Raw genomic sequence first — 17909 nt, forward strand, 5'->3', positions numbered from 1 at the left:
TGTTAGCTGCTCCCTGCCCGTCACCAGGGGCATACCCGAGCCCGAGCATTGCTGAATGATACGCCCTGACCAGGGCTTTCTCTCACTTTGTTCGTTCGGGACCGGTACGCGCGTAGTGAGTCCGAGCCCTCGGAAGGACCCCCTCTTGGCCGCCTCGCGCAACGCCTCGACTGCCAATACGAACAACGGCGACAGCACTGCCCCGCTGCGCATCTCTTTTGCGAAGATCAAGGAGCCCCTCGGGGTTCCGAACCTCCTTGCGCTGCAGACCGAAAGCTTCGACTGGCTGCTCGGCAATGCCGCATGGAAGGGTCGCGTCGAGGCTGCGCTGGAGAGTGGGCAGGAAGTTCCCACCAAGTCCGGTCTCGAAGAGATCTTTGAAGAGATCTCGCCGATCGAGGACTTCTCCGGGTCGATGTCGCTGACGTTCCGCGACCACCGCTTCGAGCCCCCGAAGAACTCCATCGACGAGTGCAAGGAGCGCGACTTCACGTACGCGGCTCCGCTGTTCGTCACCGCCGAGTTCACCAACAACGAGACCGGCGAGATCAAGTCTCAGACGGTCTTCATGGGCGACTTCCCGCTCATGACCAACAAGGGCACCTTCTGCATCAACGGCACCGAGCGTGTCGTCGTCTCGCAGCTGGTCCGCTCGCCGGGTGTCTACTTCGACAGCTCCATCGACAAGACGTCCGACAAGGACATCTTCTCCGCCAAGATCATCCCGTCCCGGGGTGCCTGGCTCGAGATGGAGATCGACAAGCGCGACATGGTCGGTGTGCGCATCGACCGCAAGCGCAAGCAGTCCGTCACCGTCCTGCTCAAGGCGCTCGGGTGGACCACCGAGCAGATCCTTGAGGAGTTCGGCGAGTACGAGTCCATGCGCGCCACCCTGGAGAAGGACCACACCCAGGGCCAGGACGACGCGCTGCTCGACATCTACCGCAAGCTGCGTCCGGGCGAGCCGCCGACCCGGGAGGCCGCGCAGACGCTGCTCGAGAACCTCTACTTCAACCCCAAGCGCTACGACCTCGCCAAGGTCGGCCGGTACAAGGTCAACAAGAAGCTCGGCGGCGACGAGCCGCTCGACGCCGGCGTGCTGACCACCGACGACGTCATCGCGACGATCAAGTACCTGGTCAAGCTGCACGCGGGTGAGACCGAGACGCTGGGCGAGTCCGGCCGGACGATCGTCGTCGAGACCGACGACATCGACCACTTCGGCAACCGTCGTCTGCGCAACGTCGGCGAGCTCATCCAGAACCAGGTCCGCACGGGTCTGGCCCGTATGGAGCGCGTCGTGCGTGAGCGCATGACCACCCAGGACGTCGAGGCGATCACGCCGCAGACCCTGATCAACATCCGGCCGGTCGTCGCCTCCATCAAGGAGTTCTTCGGCACCAGCCAGCTGTCCCAGTTCATGGACCAGACCAACCCGCTGTCGGGTCTGACCCACAAGCGTCGTCTGTCGGCGCTGGGCCCGGGTGGTCTCTCCCGTGAGCGGGCCGGCCTGGACGTCCGTGACGTGCACCCCTCGCACTACGGCCGCATGTGCCCGATCGAGACCCCTGAAGGTCCCAACATCGGTCTGATCGGTTCGCTGGCCTCCTACGGCCGGGTCAACGTCTTCGGCTTCATCGAGACGCCCTACCGCAAGGTCGTCGACGGCCAGGTCACCGAGGAGGTGGACTACCTCACCGCAGATGAGGAGGACCGCTTCCTGATCGCGCAGGCCAACGCCAAGCTGTCCGAGGACATGCGGTTCTCCGAGCAGCGTGTGCTGGTCCGTCGCCGTGGCGGCGAGGTCGACCTCGTCCCCGCCGACGAGGTGGACTTCATGGACGTCTCGCCGCGCCAGATGGTGTCGGCCGCGACCGCCATGATCCCGTTCCTCGAGCACGACGACGCCAACCGCGCGCTCATGGGATCGAACATGATGCGCCAGGCCGTTCCGCTGATCAAGGCGGAGTCGCCGCTGGTCGGCACCGGCATGGAGTACCGCTGCGCGGTCGACGCCGGTGACGTCATCAAGGCGGAGAAGGACGGTGTGGTCCAGGAGGTCTCCGCGGACTACATCACCGTCGCCAACGACGACGGCACGTACACCACGTACCGCGTCGCCAAGTTCACCCGCTCCAACCAGGGCACCTCCTTCAACCAGAAGGTCGTCGTGGACGAGGGCGCGCGCGTCATCGAGGGCCAGGTCCTCGCCGACGGTCCGTCCACCGAAGAGGGCGAGATGGCCCTCGGCAAGAACCTGCTCGTCGCGTTCATGCCGTGGGAGGGTCACAACTACGAGGACGCGATCATCCTGTCGCAGCGCCTCGTGCAGGACGACGTCCTCTCCTCGATCCACATCGAGGAGCACGAGGTCGACGCCCGTGACACCAAGCTCGGCCCGGAGGAGATCACCCGGGACATCCCGAACGTCTCCGAAGAGGTCCTGTCCGACCTCGACGAGCGCGGCATCATCCGGATCGGTGCCGAGGTCGTCGCCGGCGACATCCTCGTCGGCAAGGTCACGCCCAAGGGCGAGACCGAGCTGACCCCCGAGGAGCGCCTGCTCCGCGCGATCTTCGGTGAGAAGGCGCGCGAGGTGCGCGACACCTCGCTGAAGGTGCCGCACGGTGAGATCGGCAAGGTCATCGGCGTCCGCGTCTTCGACCGCGAAGAGGGCGACGAGCTGCCCCCGGGCGTGAACCAGCTGGTCCGCGTCTACGTCGCGCAGAAGCGCAAGATCACCGATGGTGACAAGCTCGCCGGCCGTCACGGCAACAAGGGCGTCATCTCGAAGATCCTGCCGGTCGAGGACATGCCGTTCCTCGAGGACGGCACCGCGGTCGACATCATCCTCAACCCGCTGGGTGTCCCGTCCCGAATGAACCCGGGTCAGGTCCTGGAGATCCACCTCGGCTGGCTCGCCAGCCAGGGCTGGAAGGTCGAGGGCGTCGAGGAGGAGTGGAAGAAGCGTCTCCACTCGATCTCCGCCGACGAGGTCGCCCCCGGCTCCAACGTCGCCACCCCGGTGTTCGACGGTGCGCGCGAGGACGAGATCTCCGGTCTCTTCGAGTCGACGATTCCCAACCGCGACGGCGAGCGGATGGTCAAGGGCTCCGGCAAGGCGCGCCTGTTCGACGGCCGCTCCGGAGAGCCGTTCCCGGACCCGATCTCGATCGGGTACATGTACATCCTCAAGCTGCACCACCTGGTCGACGACAAGCTCCACGCGCGTTCGACCGGTCCGTACTCGATGATCACCCAGCAGCCGCTGGGTGGTAAGGCTCAGTTCGGTGGCCAGCGCTTCGGTGAGATGGAGGTGTGGGCGCTGGAGGCTTACGGCGCCGCATACGCCCTCCAGGAGCTGCTGACGATCAAGTCCGACGACGTGACCGGCCGCGTGAAGGTCTACGAGGCCATCGTCAAGGGCGAGAACATCCCCGAGCCCGGCATCCCCGAGTCCTTCAAGGTGCTCATCAAGGAGATGCAGTCCCTGTGCCTCAACGTGGAGGTGCTGTCCTCGGACGGCATGTCCATCGAGATGCGCGACACCGACGAGGACGTCTTCCGCGCTGCGGAGGAGCTCGGCATCGACCTGTCCCGGCGCGAGCCGAGCAGCGTCGAAGAGGTCTGACGGGAGTTCGGCCGGGGAGCCAGTGATGGTTCCCCGGCCGGCCCCAGGACCCCCGTTTCAGACCCCTAAGACTTACAACCCTGAGAGGGATTGACGCATAGTGCTCGACGTCAACTTCTTCGATGAGCTCCGGATCGGTCTGGCTACCGCTGACGACATCCGTCAGTGGAGCCACGGCGAGGTCAAGAAGCCCGAGACCATCAACTACCGCACCCTCAAGCCCGAAAAGGACGGACTCTTCTGCGAGAAGATCTTCGGTCCGACCCGGGACTGGGAGTGCTACTGCGGTAAGTACAAGCGCGTCCGCTTCAAGGGCATCATCTGCGAGCGCTGCGGCGTCGAGGTCACTCGCGCCAAGGTGCGTCGTGAGCGGATGGGCCACATCGAGCTGGCCGCTCCTGTTACCCACATCTGGTACTTCAAGGGCGTGCCGAGCCGGCTGGGCTACCTGCTGGACCTCGCGCCCAAGGACCTCGAGAAGGTCATCTACTTCGCCGCCTACATGATCACGTGGGTGGACGAGGAGCGTCGTACGCGGGACCTGCCCTCGCTGGAGGCCCACGTCTCCGTCGAGCGCCAGCAGATCGAGCAGCGCCGTGACTCCGACCTGGAGGCCCGCGCCAAGAAGCTCGAGACCGACCTGGCCGAGCTCGAGGCCGAGGGTGCCAAGGCCGACGTGCGCCGCAAGGTGCGCGAGGGTGCCGAGCGTGAGATGAAGCAGCTGCGCGACCGTGCGCAGCGCGAGATCGACCGTCTCGACGAGGTCTGGAACCGCTTCAAGAACCTCAAGGTCCAGGACCTCGAGGGCGACGAGCTCCTCTACCGCGAGCTGCGTGACCGCTTCGGCACGTACTTCGACGGCTCGATGGGTGCCGCCGCGCTGCAGAAGCGCCTGGAGACCTTCGACCTCGACGAGGAGGCCGAGCGCCTCCGCGAGATCATCCGTACCGGCAAGGGCCAGAAGAAGACCCGTGCGCTCAAGCGCCTCAAGGTCGTCTCCGCCTTCCTGCAGACCCGCAACAGCCCCAAGGGCATGGTGCTGGACTGCATCCCGGTGATCCCGCCGGACCTGCGTCCGATGGTGCAGCTGGACGGTGGCCGCTTCGCGACCTCCGACCTGAACGACCTGTACCGCCGTGTGATCAACCGCAACAACCGCCTCAAGCGTCTCCTTGACCTCGGTGCCCCCGAGATCATCGTGAACAACGAGAAGCGGATGCTGCAGGAGGCCGTCGACGCGCTGTTCGACAACGGTCGCCGCGGTCGCCCGGTCACCGGTCCCGGTAACCGCCCGTTGAAGTCCCTCAGCGACATGCTGAAGGGCAAGCAGGGTCGTTTCCGTCAGAACCTGCTCGGTAAGCGTGTGGACTACTCCGCGCGTTCCGTCATCGTCGTCGGCCCGCAGCTCAAGCTGCACCAGTGCGGTCTGCCCAAGGCCATGGCGCTGGAGCTCTTCAAGCCGTTCGTGATGAAGCGCCTGGTGGACCTCAACCACGCGCAGAACATCAAGAGCGCGAAGCGCATGGTCGAGCGTGGCCGCACCGTCGTGTACGACGTCCTCGAAGAGGTCATCGCCGAGCACCCGGTGCTGCTGAACCGTGCACCCACCCTGCACCGCCTGGGCATCCAAGCCTTCGAGCCGCAGCTGGTCGAGGGCAAGGCCATCCAGATCCACCCGCTCGTATGCACCGCGTTCAACGCGGACTTCGACGGTGACCAGATGGCCGTCCACCTTCCGCTGTCCGCGGAGGCCCAGGCCGAGGCCCGCATCCTGATGCTGTCCTCGAACAACATCCTCAAGCCGGCCGACGGCCGTCCGGTCACCATGCCGACCCAGGACATGGTGCTCGGTCTCTTCTTCCTCACCACGGATGAAGAGGAGCGCAAGGTCATCGGTGCGGGCCGCGCGTTCGGCTCGGCCGCCGAGGCGATCATGGCGTTCGACGCCAAGGAGCTCTCGCTCCAGGCGAAGGTCGACATCCGCTTCCCGATCGGCACCGTCCCGCCCCGTGGCTGGACCCCGCCGGTTCCGGAGGAGGGCGAGCCCGAGTGGCAGCAGGGTGACAGCTTCCGCCTGCGGACGACCCTGGGCCGTGCGCTCTTCAACGAGCTGCTGCCCGAGGACTACCCGTTCGTCGACTACTCGGTGGGCAAGAAGCAGCTCTCCGCGATCGTCAACGACCTGGCCGAGCGCTACCCGAAGGTCATCGTGGCGGCGACGCTCGACAACCTGAAGGCGGCCGGCTTCCACTGGGCGACCCGTTCCGGCGTCACCGTCGCCGTCTCGGACATCGTCGTGCCGGAGGCCAAGAAGGCCATCGTCGCGGGCTACGAGGCCCAGGACGAGAAGGTCCAGAAGCAGTACGAGCGCGGTCTGATCACCAAGGACGAGCGCACTCAGGAACTGATCAACATCTGGACCAAGGCGGGCAACGAGGTTGCCGACGCCATGAACGCCAACTTCCCCAAGACCAACCCCATCTTCATGATGGTTGACTCGGGTGCCCGAGGAAACATGATGCAGATGCGGCAGATCGCGGGTATGCGTGGTCTGGTGGCGAACGCGAAGAACGAGACCATCCCGCGTCCCATCAAGGCGTCGTTCCGCGAGGGCCTGTCCGTGCTGGAGTACTTCATCGCCACGCACGGTGCCCGTAAGGGTCTGGCGGACACCGCTCTGCGTACCGCCGACTCCGGCTACCTCACCCGTCGTCTGGTCGACGTCTCCCAGGACGTCATCATTCGCGAGGAGGACTGCGGCACGGAGCGTGGCCTCAAGCTGCGGATCGCCACGGCGGGCGCCGACGGTGTCCTGCGCAAGGCGGACGACGTCGAGTCCAGCGTGTACGCACGGATGCTGTCCGAGGACGTCGTCATCGACGGCAAGGTCGTCGCTCCGGCGAACGTCGACCTCGGTGATGTGCTCATCGACGCGCTGGTCAACGCGGGCGTCGAGGAGGTCAAGACCCGCTCGGTCCTGACCTGTGAGTCCGCGGTCGGCACCTGTGCCTTCTGCTACGGCCGCTCGCTGGCCACCGGCAAGCTGGTCGACATCGGTGAGGCGGTCGGCATCATCGCCGCCCAGTCCATCGGTGAGCCCGGCACCCAGCTGACGATGCGTACCTTCCACACCGGTGGTGTGGCCGGTGACGACATCACCCTGGGTCTGCCGCGTGTCGTCGAGCTCTTCGAGGCCCGTACGCCCAAGGGTGTCGCCCCGATCTCGGAGGCGGCCGGCCGCGTCCGGATCGAGGAGACCGAGAAGACCAAGAAGGTCGTCGTCACCCCGGACGACGGCAGCGACGAGATGGCCTACGGCGTCTCCAAGCGTGCCCGTCTCCTGGTCGGCGAGGGTGACCACGTCACGGTCGGCCAGCCGATGACCGTGGGTGCCGTCAACCCGCACGACGTGCTGCGGATCCTCGGCCAGCGTGCCGTCCAGGTCCACCTGGTCGGCGAGGTCCAGAAGGTCTACAACAGCCAGGGCGTGGCGATCCACGACAAGCACATCGAGATCATCATCCGGCAGATGCTGCGCCGTGTGACGATCATCGAGTCCGGCGACGCGGAGCTGCTGCCGGGCGAGCTCGTGGAGCGCACGAAGTTCGAGGGCGAGAACCGTCGTGTCGTGGCGGAAGGCGGCCACCCGGCCTCCGGCCGTCCGCAGCTGATGGGTATCACCAAGGCTTCGCTGGCCACCGAGTCCTGGCTGTCGGCGGCGTCCTTCCAGGAGACGACCAGGGTCCTGACCGACGCGGCGATCAACGCCAAGTCGGACTCCCTGATCGGCCTCAAGGAGAACGTCATCATCGGTAAGCTCATCCCGGCCGGTACGGGCCTTTCCCGCTACCGCAACATCCGGGTCGAGCCCACCGAGGAGGCCAAGGCCGCGATGTACTCGGCCGTCGGTTACGACGACATCGACTACTCGCCCTTCGGCACCGGCTCCGGCCAGGCGGTCCCGCTGGAGGACTACGACTACGGTCCGTACAACCAGTAATCCTGGTCCGTACGACAGCAACAGGGCGGTCACTCCTTACGGGGTGGCCGCCCTGCGGCGTTCGGCCGGGCACCGCCTGGAGGCCGCGGACCGACGTTCGGCTGGGCGAGGGAACTTGTCCTCCCATCTCTGCGTCTGTGATGAGAAGATGAAGACAACTGTCGAGCGGGGGGAGGTTCGCGAAGTGGCATTCCAGCCGTGGCAGGGTGGGCAGCCCGTTCAGCCGGCGAATCAGATGCCGGTGATGCGTGCCTCGCACGCGGATCGGGAGCGTGCGGTCGATGTGCTGAAGGCGGGATTCGCCGAGGGTCGGCTTCAGCAGCCCGAGTACGAGCAGCGGATGGGCCGGGCCTATCAGGCGCAGACCCACGCCGAGCTGCAGATGCTGGTCGCGGACCTGCCGCAGGGGCCGGTGCCGCAGGCGCAGTTCGCGCCGCGACCGGGGGTGCCTGCGACCTTCATGCCCATGCCCATGCCCATGCAGATGCCGATGCCGGTGCACACCAACAGCTCGGCGACGGGCGCGCTGATCTGCGGCATCCTGATGCCGATGACCTGGGGTGCGACCTCGATCCCGGCGGTCATTCTCGGCCACAAGGCGCGGGCGGAGATCCGTCGCACCGGTGAGCGCGGCGACGGTCAGGCCATCGCGGGCATCGTGCTGGGATGGCTGGGCATCGGAGGCTGGGCGCTGTTCCTTCTGGTGTTCGTACTGCTGGCCGCCACCGGGGGCTAGGGCCGTGACGGCGGACCGCCGGCCCGGGTGGCCGGGGCGGGTCCGCGGCCTTCTTCCCGATTGTCATCGATGCCACTACGGTGGCGGCAGCGCCGTGAGGAGTCCGGCGTGTCCTTCGCGTGTGCATTTGTTTTGACCGTGGCCGATGCGGTAGGTACGCTCTGACCTTGTGCCTGGGGTGTCCCTGGGCTGCCGTGCGCGCATCCTCCCGCTGGAGGTGCCTCCGGGCCATCAAGGCCCTGGGGGACTTCGGCCGGAGAGTGCCACGAGCACGGGAGCCGGGTTTTGACACCGCAAACCTGTTGCCACCCTCGTTCGCGAGGGGGCGGTCTACAGCTTTCGACACACCCGACCGCGTGGGTCGGTGACGTTCCAGGTTAGTTGTACCGAGACAAGAAACCGGAGAAACGGTGCCTACGATCCAGCAGCTGGTCCGAAAGGGCCGCCAGGACAAGGTCGAGAAGAACAAGACACCCGCCCTGGCGGGCTCGCCGCAGCGTCGTGGGACGTGCACGCGCGTCTTCACGACGACCCCGAAGAAGCCGAACTCGGCCCTCCGCAAGGTTGCGCGAGTCAAGCTGAGCAGTGGGATCGAGGTCACTGCCTACGTCCCGGGTGAGGGGCACAACCTGCAGGAGCACTCCATCGTGCTCGTGCGTGGTGGCCGTGTGAAGGACCTGCCGGGTGTTCGTTACAAGATCATCCGCGGCTCCCTCGACACGCAGGGCGTCAAGAACCGCAAGCAGGCTCGCAGCCGCTACGGCGCCAAGAAGGAGAAGTAAGAATGCCTCGTAAGGGCCCCGCCCCGAAGCGCCCGGTCATCATCGACCCGGTCTACGGTTCTCCTCTGGTGACCTCCCTCATCAACAAGGTGCTGCTGAACGGAAAGCGCTCCACCGCCGAGCGCATCGTTTACGGCGCCATGGAGGGTCTGCGCGAGAAGACCGGCAACGACCCGGTCATCACGCTCAAGCGCGCGCTCGAGAACATCAAGCCGACCCTCGAGGTCAAGTCCCGCCGTGTCGGTGGCGCGACCTACCAGGTCCCGGTCGAGGTCAAGCCCGGCCGCGCCGGCACCCTCTCGCTGCGCTGGCTCGTGGGTTACTCCCGCGCCCGCCGCGAGAAGACCATGACCGAGCGCCTCATGAACGAACTGCTCGACGCCTCCAACGGCCTCGGCGCTTCGGTCAAGAAGCGTGAGGACACGCACAAGATGGCCGAGTCCAACAAGGCCTTCGCGCACTACCGCTGGTAGTCGCAACCCACATCGAGACCGAGAGAAGATTGAGCCGATATGGCCACCACTTCGCTTGACCTGGCCAAGGTCCGCAACATTGGGATCATGGCCCACATCGACGCGGGCAAGACGACCACCACCGAGCGGATCCTGTTCTACACCGGTGTCTCTTACAAGATCGGTGAAGTCCACGACGGCGCTGCCACGATGGACTGGATGGAGCAGGAGCAGGAGCGCGGCATCACGATCACGTCTGCCGCGACGACCTGCCACTGGCCGCTGGAAGACGTCGACCACACCATCAACATCATCGACACGCCGGGCCACGTCGACTTCACCGTCGAGGTGGAGCGCTCGCTGCGCGTGCTCGACGGTGCGGTGACGGTGTTCGACGGCGTCGCCGGTGTCGAGCCCCAGTCCGAGACCGTTTGGCGTCAGGCGGACCGCTACGGCGTCCCCCGCATCTGCTTCGTCAACAAGCTCGACCGGACCGGCGCTGAGTTCCACCGCTGCGTCGACATGATCACGGACCGCCTCGGCGCGGTTCCGCTGGTCATGCAGCTGCCGATCGGCACCGAGATGGACTTCAAGGGCGTCGTCGACCTCGTGACGATGAAGGCCCTGGTCTGGTCCGCCGAGGCCGCCAAGGGCGAGATGTACGACACCGTCGACATCCCGGCCTCGCACGCCGAGGCCGCCGACGAGTGGCGCGGCAAGCTGCTCGAGGCCGTCGCGGAGAACGACGAGGCCATGATGGAGCTCTACCTCGAGGGCGAAGAGCCCTCCGTGGAGCAGCTCTACGCCGCCATTCGTCGCATCACGCTCGCCTCCGGCAAGGCCGACGCGACCACCGTCACCCCGGTGTTCTGCGGTACCGCGTTCAAGAACAAGGGCGTTCAGCCCCTGCTCGACGCGGTCGTGCGCTACCTCCCCTCCCCGCTTGACGTCGAGGCCATCGAGGGCCACTCCGTCAAGGACCCGGAAGAGGTCATCAAGCGCCAGCCGTCCGAGAGCGAGCCGCTGTCCGCTCTGGCGTTCAAGATTGCGAGCGACCCCCACCTGGGCAAGCTCACCTTCATCCGCATCTACTCGGGCCGCCTCGAGGCCGGCTCGCAGGTGCAGAACTCGGTGAAGGGCAAGAAGGAGCGCATCGGCAAGATCTACCGGATGCACGCGAACAAGCGTGAGGAGATCGAGTCGGTGGGTGCCGGTGACATCGTCGCCGTCATGGGTCTGAAGCAGACCACCACCGGTGAGACCCTCTGCGACGCGTCCAACCCGGTGATCCTGGAGTCGATGGAGTTCCCGGCCCCGGTCATCCAGGTCGCCATCGAGCCCAAGTCGAAGGGCGACCAGGAGAAGCTGGCCGTCGCGATCCAGCGGCTCGCCGAAGAGGACCCCTCGTTCCAGGTGCACACCGACGAGGAGACCGGCCAGACCATCATCGCGGGTATGGGCGAGCTGCACCTCGACGTGCTGGTCGACCGTATGCGCCGTGAGTTCCGCGTCGAGGCCAACGTCGGCAAGCCGCAGGTCGCCTACCGCGAGACCCTGCGCAAGCCGGTCGAGCGTCTCGACTACACGCACAAGAAGCAGACTGGTGGTTCCGGCCAGTTCGCGAAGGTGCAGATCGCGATCGCTCCCCTCGAGGGCGACGGGTACGAGTTCGAGAACAAGGTCACCGGTGGCCGTATCCCGCGGGAGTACATCCCGTCCGTGGACGCGGGCTGCCAGGAGGCCATGGAGTTCGGTGTTCTCGCCGGCTACCCGCTGACCGGCGTCAAGGTCACGCTCCTCGACGGTGCGTTCCACGAGGTCGACTCCTCCGAGATGGCCTTCAAGATCGCCGGTTCGATGGCCTTCAAGGAGGCCGCGCGCAAGGCTTCCCCGGCCCTGCTCGAGCCGATGATGAAGGTCGAGGTCACCACGCCCGAGGACTACATGGGCGACGTGATCGGCGACATCAACTCCCGCCGTGGACAGATTCAGTCCATGGAGGAGCGCAGCGGCGCCAAGCTCGTCACGGGCCTGGTTCCCCTTTCGGAGATGTTCGGCTACGTCGGCGACCTCCGCAGCAAGACGTCGGGTCGCGCAAGCTACTCGATGCAGTTCGACTCCTACGCCGAGGTTCCCCGGAACGTCGCCGAGGAGATCATCGCGAAGGCCAAGGGCGAATAGGTCCGTCTCCCGAGAGCCGGAACACGCTTTAGGCTTGACACCGTCTGCCGGGGTAATCCCCGCAATCCGTGAGGAATGCCCCGGCAGCCGGCATCCCAGCAAAGATCACCTGGCGCCGATGAGTAAGGCGTACAGAACCACTCCAGGAGGAACCAGTGGCGAAGGCGAAGTTCGAGCGGACTAAGCCGCACGTCAACATCGGCACCATCGGTCACATCGACCACGGTAAGACGACCCTCACGGCCGCCATTACCAAGGTGCTGCACGACGCGTACCCGGACCTGAACGAGGCCTCGGCCTTCGACCAGATCGACAAGGCTCCTGAGGAGCGCCAGCGCGGTATCACGATTTCGATCGCGCACGTCGAGTACCAGACGGAGAACCGTCACTACGCCCACGTCGACTGCCCCGGTCACGCGGACTACATCAAGAACATGATCACGGGTGCGGCGCAGATGGACGGCGCCATCCTCGTGGTCGCCGCCACCGACGGCCCGATGCCGCAGACCAAGGAGCACGTGCTCCTGGCCCGCCAGGTCGGCGTTCCGTACATCGTTGTCGCCCTCAACAAGGCCGACATGGTGGACGACGAGGAGATCCTGGAGCTCGTCGAGCTCGAGGTCCGTGAGCTCCTCTCCGAGTACGAGTTCCCCGGCGACGACGTTCCGGTCGTCAAGGTCTCGGCGCTCAAGGCGCTCGAGGGCGACGCCGAGTGGGGCAAGTCCGTCCTCGACCTGATGAAGGCCGTCGACGAGTCGATCCCGCAGCCCGAGCGCGACGTCGACAAGCCGTTCCTGATGCCGATCGAGGACGTCTTCACGATCACCGGCCGTGGCACCGTTGTCACCGGTCGTATCGAGCGTGGTGTCCTCAAGGTCAACGAGACCGTCGACATCATCGGCATCAAGACCGAGAAGACCACCACCACGGTCACCGGTATCGAGATGTTCCGGAAGCTTCTCGACGAGGGCCAGGCCGGTGAGAACGTCGGTCTGCTGCTTCGCGGTATCAAGCGCGAGGACGTCGAGCGCGGCCAGGTCATCATCAAGCCCGGCTCGGTCACCCCGCACACGGAGTTCGAGGCGCAGGCGTACATCCTGTCGAAGGACGAGGGTGGTCGCCACACCCCGTTCTTCAACAACTACCGCCCGCAGTTCTACTTCCGTACCACGGACGTGACCGGCGTGGTGACCCTCCCCGAGGGCACCGAGATGGTCATGCCCGGCGACAACACCGAGATGTCCGTCTCGCTGATCCAGCCGGTTGCCATGGAAGAGGGCCTGAAGTTCGCCATCCGTGAGGGTGGCCGGACCGTCGGCGCCGGCCAGGTCACCAAGATCAACAAGTAAGTTGATCCGGCTGACCCGGTAGCTCTCCGGAGCATTCGAGGAGCCCCGCTCACCATTAGGTGGGCGGGGCTCCTTGACAGTTGGGCCCCGATTGGCCTTACACATCCCGCGTATGGCACACTGTCCAGGTTGCTCGGTTGAGTGCCGATGCTGCGCGCCTCCCGCCGGGAGGACTGGAAGCGAGTCCCAGGTATTCGTCGTCCCATGCATTGCGCCGAGAGGTGCAGGGCCGGAAATACGGGAATCTTCCGGGAAGCGTCAGCGGGGTGCCTCGGCCAGGCGCCCGGTGGGTGTTCTTCCCCCACTTTCTCCTTCTTGAAGGATCTCCCGTGCGGAGATTTACGGGAAGGAGCGCGACACGCCCGACCGCGTGGGTCGGGGAAGGACGCGAACCTACCGGGTCCCAGAGCGTTACGAGAGACAGGACTACGAAGTAGCCATGGCGGGACAGAAGATCCGCATCCGGCTCAAGGCCTACGACCACGAGGTCATCGACACGTCGGCGAAGAAGATCGTCGAGACGGTGACACGTACTGGTGCGTCGGTCGCGGGCCCGGTGCCGCTGCCCACTGAGAAGAACGTGTACTGCGTCATCAAGTCGCCGCACAAGTACAAGGACGCGCGCGAGCACTTCGAGATGCGCACGCACAAGCGCCTGATCGACATCCTCGACCCGACGCCCAAGACCGTTGACTCGCTGATGCGCCTGGACCTTCCGGCCGGCGTTGACATCGAGATCAAGCTCTGAGAGGCGCGGAAGAGATGGCAAAGCAGATCAAGGGCATCCTGGGCGAGAAGCTCGGCATGACCCAGGTCTGGGACGAGAACAACCGTGTCGTCCCGGTGACCGTGGTGAAGGCCGGCCCCTGTGTCGTTACCCAGGTGCGCACCAATGACCAGGACGGCTACGACTCCGTCCAGATCGCCTTCGGCGAGATCGACCCGCGCAAGGTGAACAAGCCCCTCAAGGGCCACTTCGCGAAGGCCGACGTCACCCCCCGTCGCCACCTCGTCGAGGTTCGTACCACCGATGCCGGTGAGTACACCCTCGGCCAGGAAGTGACCGCTGAGACCTTCGAGTCCGGCGTCAAGGTGGATGTGACCGGCAAGAGCAAGGGCAAGGGCTTCGCCGGCGTCATGAAGCGTCACGGCTTCCATGGCGGCAAGGCGTCCCACGGTGCCCACCGTGTGCACCGTAAGCCTGGCTCCATCGGTGGCTGCGCCACCCCGGGCCGCGTGTTCAAGGGCATGCGGATGGCCGGCCGTATGGGCAATGAGCGGGTCACCACCCAGAACCTGACCGTCCATGCCGTTGACGCGGAGAAGGGCCTGCTGCTCATCAAGGGCGCAGTTCCTGGTCCGAACGGCGGCCTCGTCCTGGTCCGTACCGCGGCCAAGGGGGCCTGAGGTAACCGATGAGCACCATTGACATCCTTTCGCCGGCAGGCGACAAGGCCGGTACCGTCGAGCTCCCCACGGAGATCTTCGACGCCAAGGTCAGCATTCCGCTGATCCACCAGGTCGTTGTCGCACAGCTGGCCGCTGCCCGTCAGGGCACGCACAAGACCAAGACTCGTGGCGAGGTCCGCGGCGGTGGCAAGAAGCCGTACCGCCAGAAGGGCACCGGCCGTGCGCGTCAGGGTTCGACCCGCGCGCCGCAGTTCGCCGGCGGTGGCGTCGTCCACGGCCCCGTGCCGCGTGACTACAGCCAGCGGACCCCGAAGAAGATGAAGGTTGCCGCCCTGCGCGGTGCCCTCACCGACCGGGCCCGCAACAGCCGTATCCACGTCGTTGCCGGCGTGGTCGAGGGCGACATCTCCACCAAGGCCGCCAAGACTCTCCTCGGCAAGGTCAGCGAGCGCAAGAACGTGCTCCTGGTCGCCGAGCGCAGCGACGAGGCCGCGTGGCTGTCCGCCCGCAACCTGCCCCAGGTTCACCTCCTGGAGCCGGGCCAGCTGAACACGTACGACGTGCTCGTTTCGGACGACGTGGTCTTCACCAAGGCCGCCTTCGAGTCCTTCGTGTCTGGCCCCAAGGCCGCTGAGACCGAAGGGAGCGAGGCCTGATGACTGAGGCCGTCGTCACCAGCAAGACCTTCACGGACCCGCGCGACCTTCTGGTCAAGCCGGTGGTTTCCGAGAAGAGCTACGCGCTGCTGGACGAGAACAAGTACACGTTCATCGTCGCGCCCGGCGCGAACAAGACCCAGATCAAGCAGGCCGTCGAGGCGGTCTTCTCGGTCAAGGTCACCGGGGTCAACACGATCAACCGTCAGGGTAAGCGCAAGCGCACCAAGACCGGTTTCGGAAAGCGCGCGAACACCAAGCGCGCCATCGTGACCCTCGCCGAGGGCGACCGTATCGACATCTTCGGCGGCCCGACCTCCTGACGGAGGTCGAGTCGTCCGGAATCGGACGAGGACTGAGAAATGGGTATCCGCAAGTACAAGCCGACGACCCCGGGCCGTCGTGGCTCCAGCGTCGCCGACTTTGTCGAGATCACGCGGTCCACGCCGGAGAAGTCGCTGGTCCGCCCGCTGCACAGCAAGGGCGGCCGTAACAACGCCGGTCGTGTGACCGTTCGCCACCAGGGCGGTGGCCACAAGCGCGCCTACCGAGTGATCGACTTCCGTCGTCACGACAAGGACGGCGTGCCGGCCAAGGTCGCGCACATCGAGTACGACCCGAACCGCACCGCGCGCATCGCGCTGCTGCACTACGCAGACGGCGAGAAGCGCTACATCATCGCGCCCCGTGGCATGGCCCAGGGTGCTCGGATTGAGAACGGCCCTGGCGCCGACATCAAGCCGGGCAACAACCTGCCGCTGCGTCACATCCCCGTGGGTACGACGATCCACGCGATCGAGCTGCGTCCGGGCGGCGGTGCGAAGTTCGCCCGCTCGGCCGGTGCCTCCGTACAGCTGCTGGCGAAGGAGGGCCGCATGGCCCACCTTCGTATGCCGTCCGGTGAGATCCGCCTGGTCGACGTCCGCTGCCGCGCCACTGTCGGCGAGGTCGGCAACGCCGAGCAGTCGAACATCAACTGGGGCAAGGCCGGCCGCATGCGCTGGAAGGGCGTCCGCCCGACCGTGCGTGGTGTCGTGATGAACCCCGTCGACCACCCGCACGGTGGTGGTGAGGGCAAGACCTCCGGTGGTCGCCACCCGGTCTCGCCGTGGGGTCAGAAGGAGGGTCGTACTCGTTCGCCGAAGAAGGCGAGCAACAAGTACATCGTCCGCCGCCGCAAGACGAACAAGAAGCGCTAGGAGCGGGTTTAGATGCCGCGCAGTCTCAAGAAGGGGCCCTTCGTCGACGACCACCTTTCCAAGAAGGTGGACGTACAGAACGATGCTGGCACCAAGAACGTCATCAAGACCTGGTCCCGCCGCTCCATGATCGTCCCGGCCATGCTCGGCCACACGATCGCGGTGCACGACGGCCGCAAGCACGTCCCGGTGTTCGTCACCGAGTCGATGGTCGGCCACAAGCTCGGCGAGTTTGCGCCGACCCGCACCTTCCGCGGCCACGAGAAGGACGACCGCAAGTCGCGGCGTCGTTGATCGGCGGAGTGCGAAGACTATGACTGACACCGAAGGGACAACCATGGAAGCCAGGGCCCAGGCGCGGTACATCCGCGTCACGCCCATGAAGGCCCGCCGCGTGGTGGACCTTATCCGTGGCATGGATGCCACGGAGGCTCAGGCGGTCCTGCGTTTTGCCCCGCAGGCCGCGAGCGTGCCCGTTGGCAAGGTGCTGGACAGCGCCATTGCCAACGCTGCGCACAACTACGACCACACCGACGCCGGCAGCCTCGTCATTTCCGAGGCGTACGTCGACGAGGGCCCGACCCTGAAGCGGTTCCGTCCGCGTGCACAGGGTCGCGCCTACCGGATCCGCAAGCGGACCAGCCACATCACCGTGGTCGTCAGCAGCAAGGAAGGAACCCGGTAATGGGCCAGAAGGTTAACCCGCACGGGTTCCGGCTCGGCATCACCACCGACTTCAAGTCGCGCTGGTACGCCGACAAGCTGTACAAGGACTACGTCAAGGAAGACGTCGCCATTCGTCGCATGATGACGAAGGGCATGGAGCGCGCCGGTATCTCCAAGGTGGAGATCGAGCGCACCCGTGAGCGCGTCCGCGTTGACATCCACACCGCTCGTCCGGGCATCGTCATCGGCCGCCGCGGCGCCGAGGCCGACCGCATCCGCGGCGAGCTGGAGAAGCTGACCGGCAAGCAGGTCCAGCTGAACATCCTCGAGGTCAAGAACCCCGAGACCGACGCTCAGCTGGTGGCCCAGGCCGTCGCCGAGCAGCTGTCCTCCCGCGTCTCCTTCCGTCGCGCCATGCGTAAGAGCATGCAGTCGACGATGAAGGCCGGCGCCAAGGGCATCAAGATCCAGTGCGGTGGCCGTCTCGGCGGCGCCGAGATGTCCCGCTCGGAGTTCTACCGCGAGGGCCGTGTGCCCCTGCACACGCTCCGTGCGAACGTCGACTACGGCTTCTTCGAGGCCAAGACCACCTTCGGCCGTATCGGCGTGAAGGTCTGGATCTACAAGGGCGACGTCAAGAACATCGCCGAGGTGCGTGCCGAGAACGCTGCCGCCCGTGCGGGCAACCGCCCGGCCCGTGGTGGCGGCAACGACCGGCCGCGTCGTGGTGGCGAGCGTGGCGGCCGTGGTGGCCGCAAGCCGCAGCAGCAGAGCGCCGCTGCCGAGGCCCCCAAGGCCGAGGCCGCTGCCGCTGCTCCGGCGGAGACCCCCGGAACGGAGGCCTGAC

At 66.0% G+C, this 17909-nt stretch carries 15 protein-coding genes; all 15 read left to right on the forward strand.

Features of this window, described 5'->3' with window-relative positions; genetic code table 11:
* Window positions 1-145: 145 nt before the first annotated feature.
* The 15 genes from rpoB (at window position 146) to rpsC (ending at window position 17908) form a co-directional block, all read left to right on the forward strand.
* Window positions 146-3631: a DNA-directed RNA polymerase subunit beta gene (rpoB, locus tag ACGFML_RS21255; RefSeq protein ID WP_393545862.1), complete on the forward strand. Its 3486-nt coding sequence runs from the start codon at window positions 146-148 to the stop codon at window positions 3629-3631.
* A gap of 100 nt (window positions 3632-3731) precedes the next feature.
* Window positions 3732-7631, forward strand: a complete 3900-nt coding sequence (locus tag ACGFML_RS21260) for a DNA-directed RNA polymerase subunit beta' (RefSeq protein WP_393545864.1) — start codon at window positions 3732-3734, stop codon at window positions 7629-7631.
* A gap of 244 nt (window positions 7632-7875) precedes the next feature.
* Window positions 7876-8367 (forward strand): DUF1707 and DUF4190 domain-containing protein, encoded by a 492-nt coding sequence (locus ACGFML_RS21265; RefSeq protein WP_393546394.1) that lies wholly within the window; start codon window positions 7876-7878, stop codon window positions 8365-8367.
* A 410-nt stretch (window positions 8368-8777) separates the two neighbouring features.
* On the forward strand, window positions 8778-9149 hold the full coding sequence (gene rpsL, locus ACGFML_RS21270) for a 30S ribosomal protein S12 (protein ID WP_030062899.1): 372 nt from the start codon (window positions 8778-8780) through the stop codon (window positions 9147-9149).
* A 2-nt stretch (window positions 9150-9151) separates the two neighbouring features.
* A complete protein-coding gene (rpsG, locus tag ACGFML_RS21275; RefSeq protein WP_085925683.1) occupies window positions 9152-9622 on the forward strand; it encodes a 30S ribosomal protein S7 in 471 nt (156 codons plus the stop codon).
* Window positions 9623-9661: 39 nt separating this feature from the next.
* Window positions 9662-11782: an elongation factor G gene (fusA, locus tag ACGFML_RS21280; protein WP_393545866.1), complete on the forward strand. Its 2121-nt coding sequence runs from the start codon at window positions 9662-9664 to the stop codon at window positions 11780-11782.
* Between the two features lie 155 nt (window positions 11783-11937).
* The gene (tuf, locus tag ACGFML_RS21285) at window positions 11938-13131 is read left to right on the forward strand and encodes an elongation factor Tu (RefSeq protein ID WP_393545868.1); all 1194 of its coding nucleotides are present in this window, start codon (window positions 11938-11940) and stop codon (window positions 13129-13131) included.
* Between the two features lie 439 nt (window positions 13132-13570).
* A complete protein-coding gene (rpsJ, locus tag ACGFML_RS21290) occupies window positions 13571-13879 on the forward strand; it encodes a 30S ribosomal protein S10 (protein WP_159481494.1) in 309 nt (102 codons plus the stop codon).
* Between the two features lie 14 nt (window positions 13880-13893).
* Window positions 13894-14538 (forward strand): 50S ribosomal protein L3, encoded by a 645-nt coding sequence (gene rplC, locus ACGFML_RS21295; RefSeq protein ID WP_030986140.1) that lies wholly within the window; start codon window positions 13894-13896, stop codon window positions 14536-14538.
* A gap of 8 nt (window positions 14539-14546) precedes the next feature.
* Window positions 14547-15197 carry a 50S ribosomal protein L4 gene (gene rplD / locus ACGFML_RS21300; protein ID WP_393545870.1) on the forward strand — a complete coding sequence of 217 codons (651 nt, stop codon included), beginning with the start codon at window positions 14547-14549 and terminating at the stop codon, window positions 15195-15197.
* Window positions 15197-15520, forward strand: a complete 324-nt coding sequence (rplW, locus tag ACGFML_RS21305; protein ID WP_393545872.1) for a 50S ribosomal protein L23 — start codon at window positions 15197-15199, stop codon at window positions 15518-15520. Before rplD ends, rplW begins: the two co-directional genes overlap by 1 nt.
* A gap of 39 nt (window positions 15521-15559) precedes the next feature.
* Window positions 15560-16396 (forward strand): 50S ribosomal protein L2, encoded by an 837-nt coding sequence (rplB, locus tag ACGFML_RS21310; RefSeq protein WP_364880221.1) that lies wholly within the window; start codon window positions 15560-15562, stop codon window positions 16394-16396.
* 12 nt (window positions 16397-16408) lie between these two features.
* Complete coding sequence (gene rpsS, locus ACGFML_RS21315; RefSeq protein WP_018090899.1) at window positions 16409-16690, forward strand: 30S ribosomal protein S19; 282 nt, start codon at window positions 16409-16411, stop codon at window positions 16688-16690.
* 43 nt (window positions 16691-16733) lie between these two features.
* Window positions 16734-17081 (forward strand): 50S ribosomal protein L22, encoded by a 348-nt coding sequence (rplV, locus tag ACGFML_RS21320; protein WP_006604878.1) that lies wholly within the window; start codon window positions 16734-16736, stop codon window positions 17079-17081.
* Window positions 17081-17908, forward strand: coding sequence for a 30S ribosomal protein S3 (rpsC, locus tag ACGFML_RS21325; RefSeq protein ID WP_033269706.1), 828 nt, complete (start codon window positions 17081-17083; stop codon window positions 17906-17908). Before rplV ends, rpsC begins: the two co-directional genes overlap by 1 nt.
* The last annotated feature ends 1 nt before the right edge of the window (window position 17909 follow it).

Source organism: Streptomyces sp. NPDC048650, assembly GCF_043199095.1.
Lineage (GTDB): Bacteria > Actinomycetota > Actinomycetes > Streptomycetales > Streptomycetaceae > Streptomyces.

What these genes read in the sequence shown, in the direction of transcription:
- rplW (WP_393545872.1), top strand. Translation starts at nt 15,197, where the DNA reads ATGACTGAGGCCGTCGTCACCAGCAAGACCTTCACGGACCCGCGCGAC.
- rpsS (WP_018090899.1), top strand. Translation starts at nt 16,409, where the DNA reads ATGCCGCGCAGTCTCAAGAAGGGGCCCTTCGTCGACGACCACCTTTCC.
- fusA (WP_393545866.1), top strand. Translation starts at nt 9,662, where the DNA reads ATGGCCACCACTTCGCTTGACCTGGCCAAGGTCCGCAACATTGGGATC.
- rpsJ (WP_159481494.1), top strand. Translation starts at nt 13,571, where the DNA reads ATGGCGGGACAGAAGATCCGCATCCGGCTCAAGGCCTACGACCACGAG.
- rpsG (WP_085925683.1), top strand. Translation starts at nt 9,152, where the DNA reads ATGCCTCGTAAGGGCCCCGCCCCGAAGCGCCCGGTCATCATCGACCCG.
- rplV (WP_006604878.1), top strand. Translation starts at nt 16,734, where the DNA reads ATGGAAGCCAGGGCCCAGGCGCGGTACATCCGCGTCACGCCCATGAAG.
- ACGFML_RS21265 (WP_393546394.1), top strand. Translation starts at nt 7,876, where the DNA reads ATGCGTGCCTCGCACGCGGATCGGGAGCGTGCGGTCGATGTGCTGAAG.
- rpsC (WP_033269706.1), top strand. Translation starts at nt 17,081, where the DNA reads ATGGGCCAGAAGGTTAACCCGCACGGGTTCCGGCTCGGCATCACCACC.
- rplC (WP_030986140.1), top strand. Translation starts at nt 13,894, where the DNA reads ATGGCAAAGCAGATCAAGGGCATCCTGGGCGAGAAGCTCGGCATGACC.
- rplB (WP_364880221.1), top strand. Translation starts at nt 15,560, where the DNA reads ATGGGTATCCGCAAGTACAAGCCGACGACCCCGGGCCGTCGTGGCTCC.
- rplD (WP_393545870.1), top strand. Translation starts at nt 14,547, where the DNA reads ATGAGCACCATTGACATCCTTTCGCCGGCAGGCGACAAGGCCGGTACC.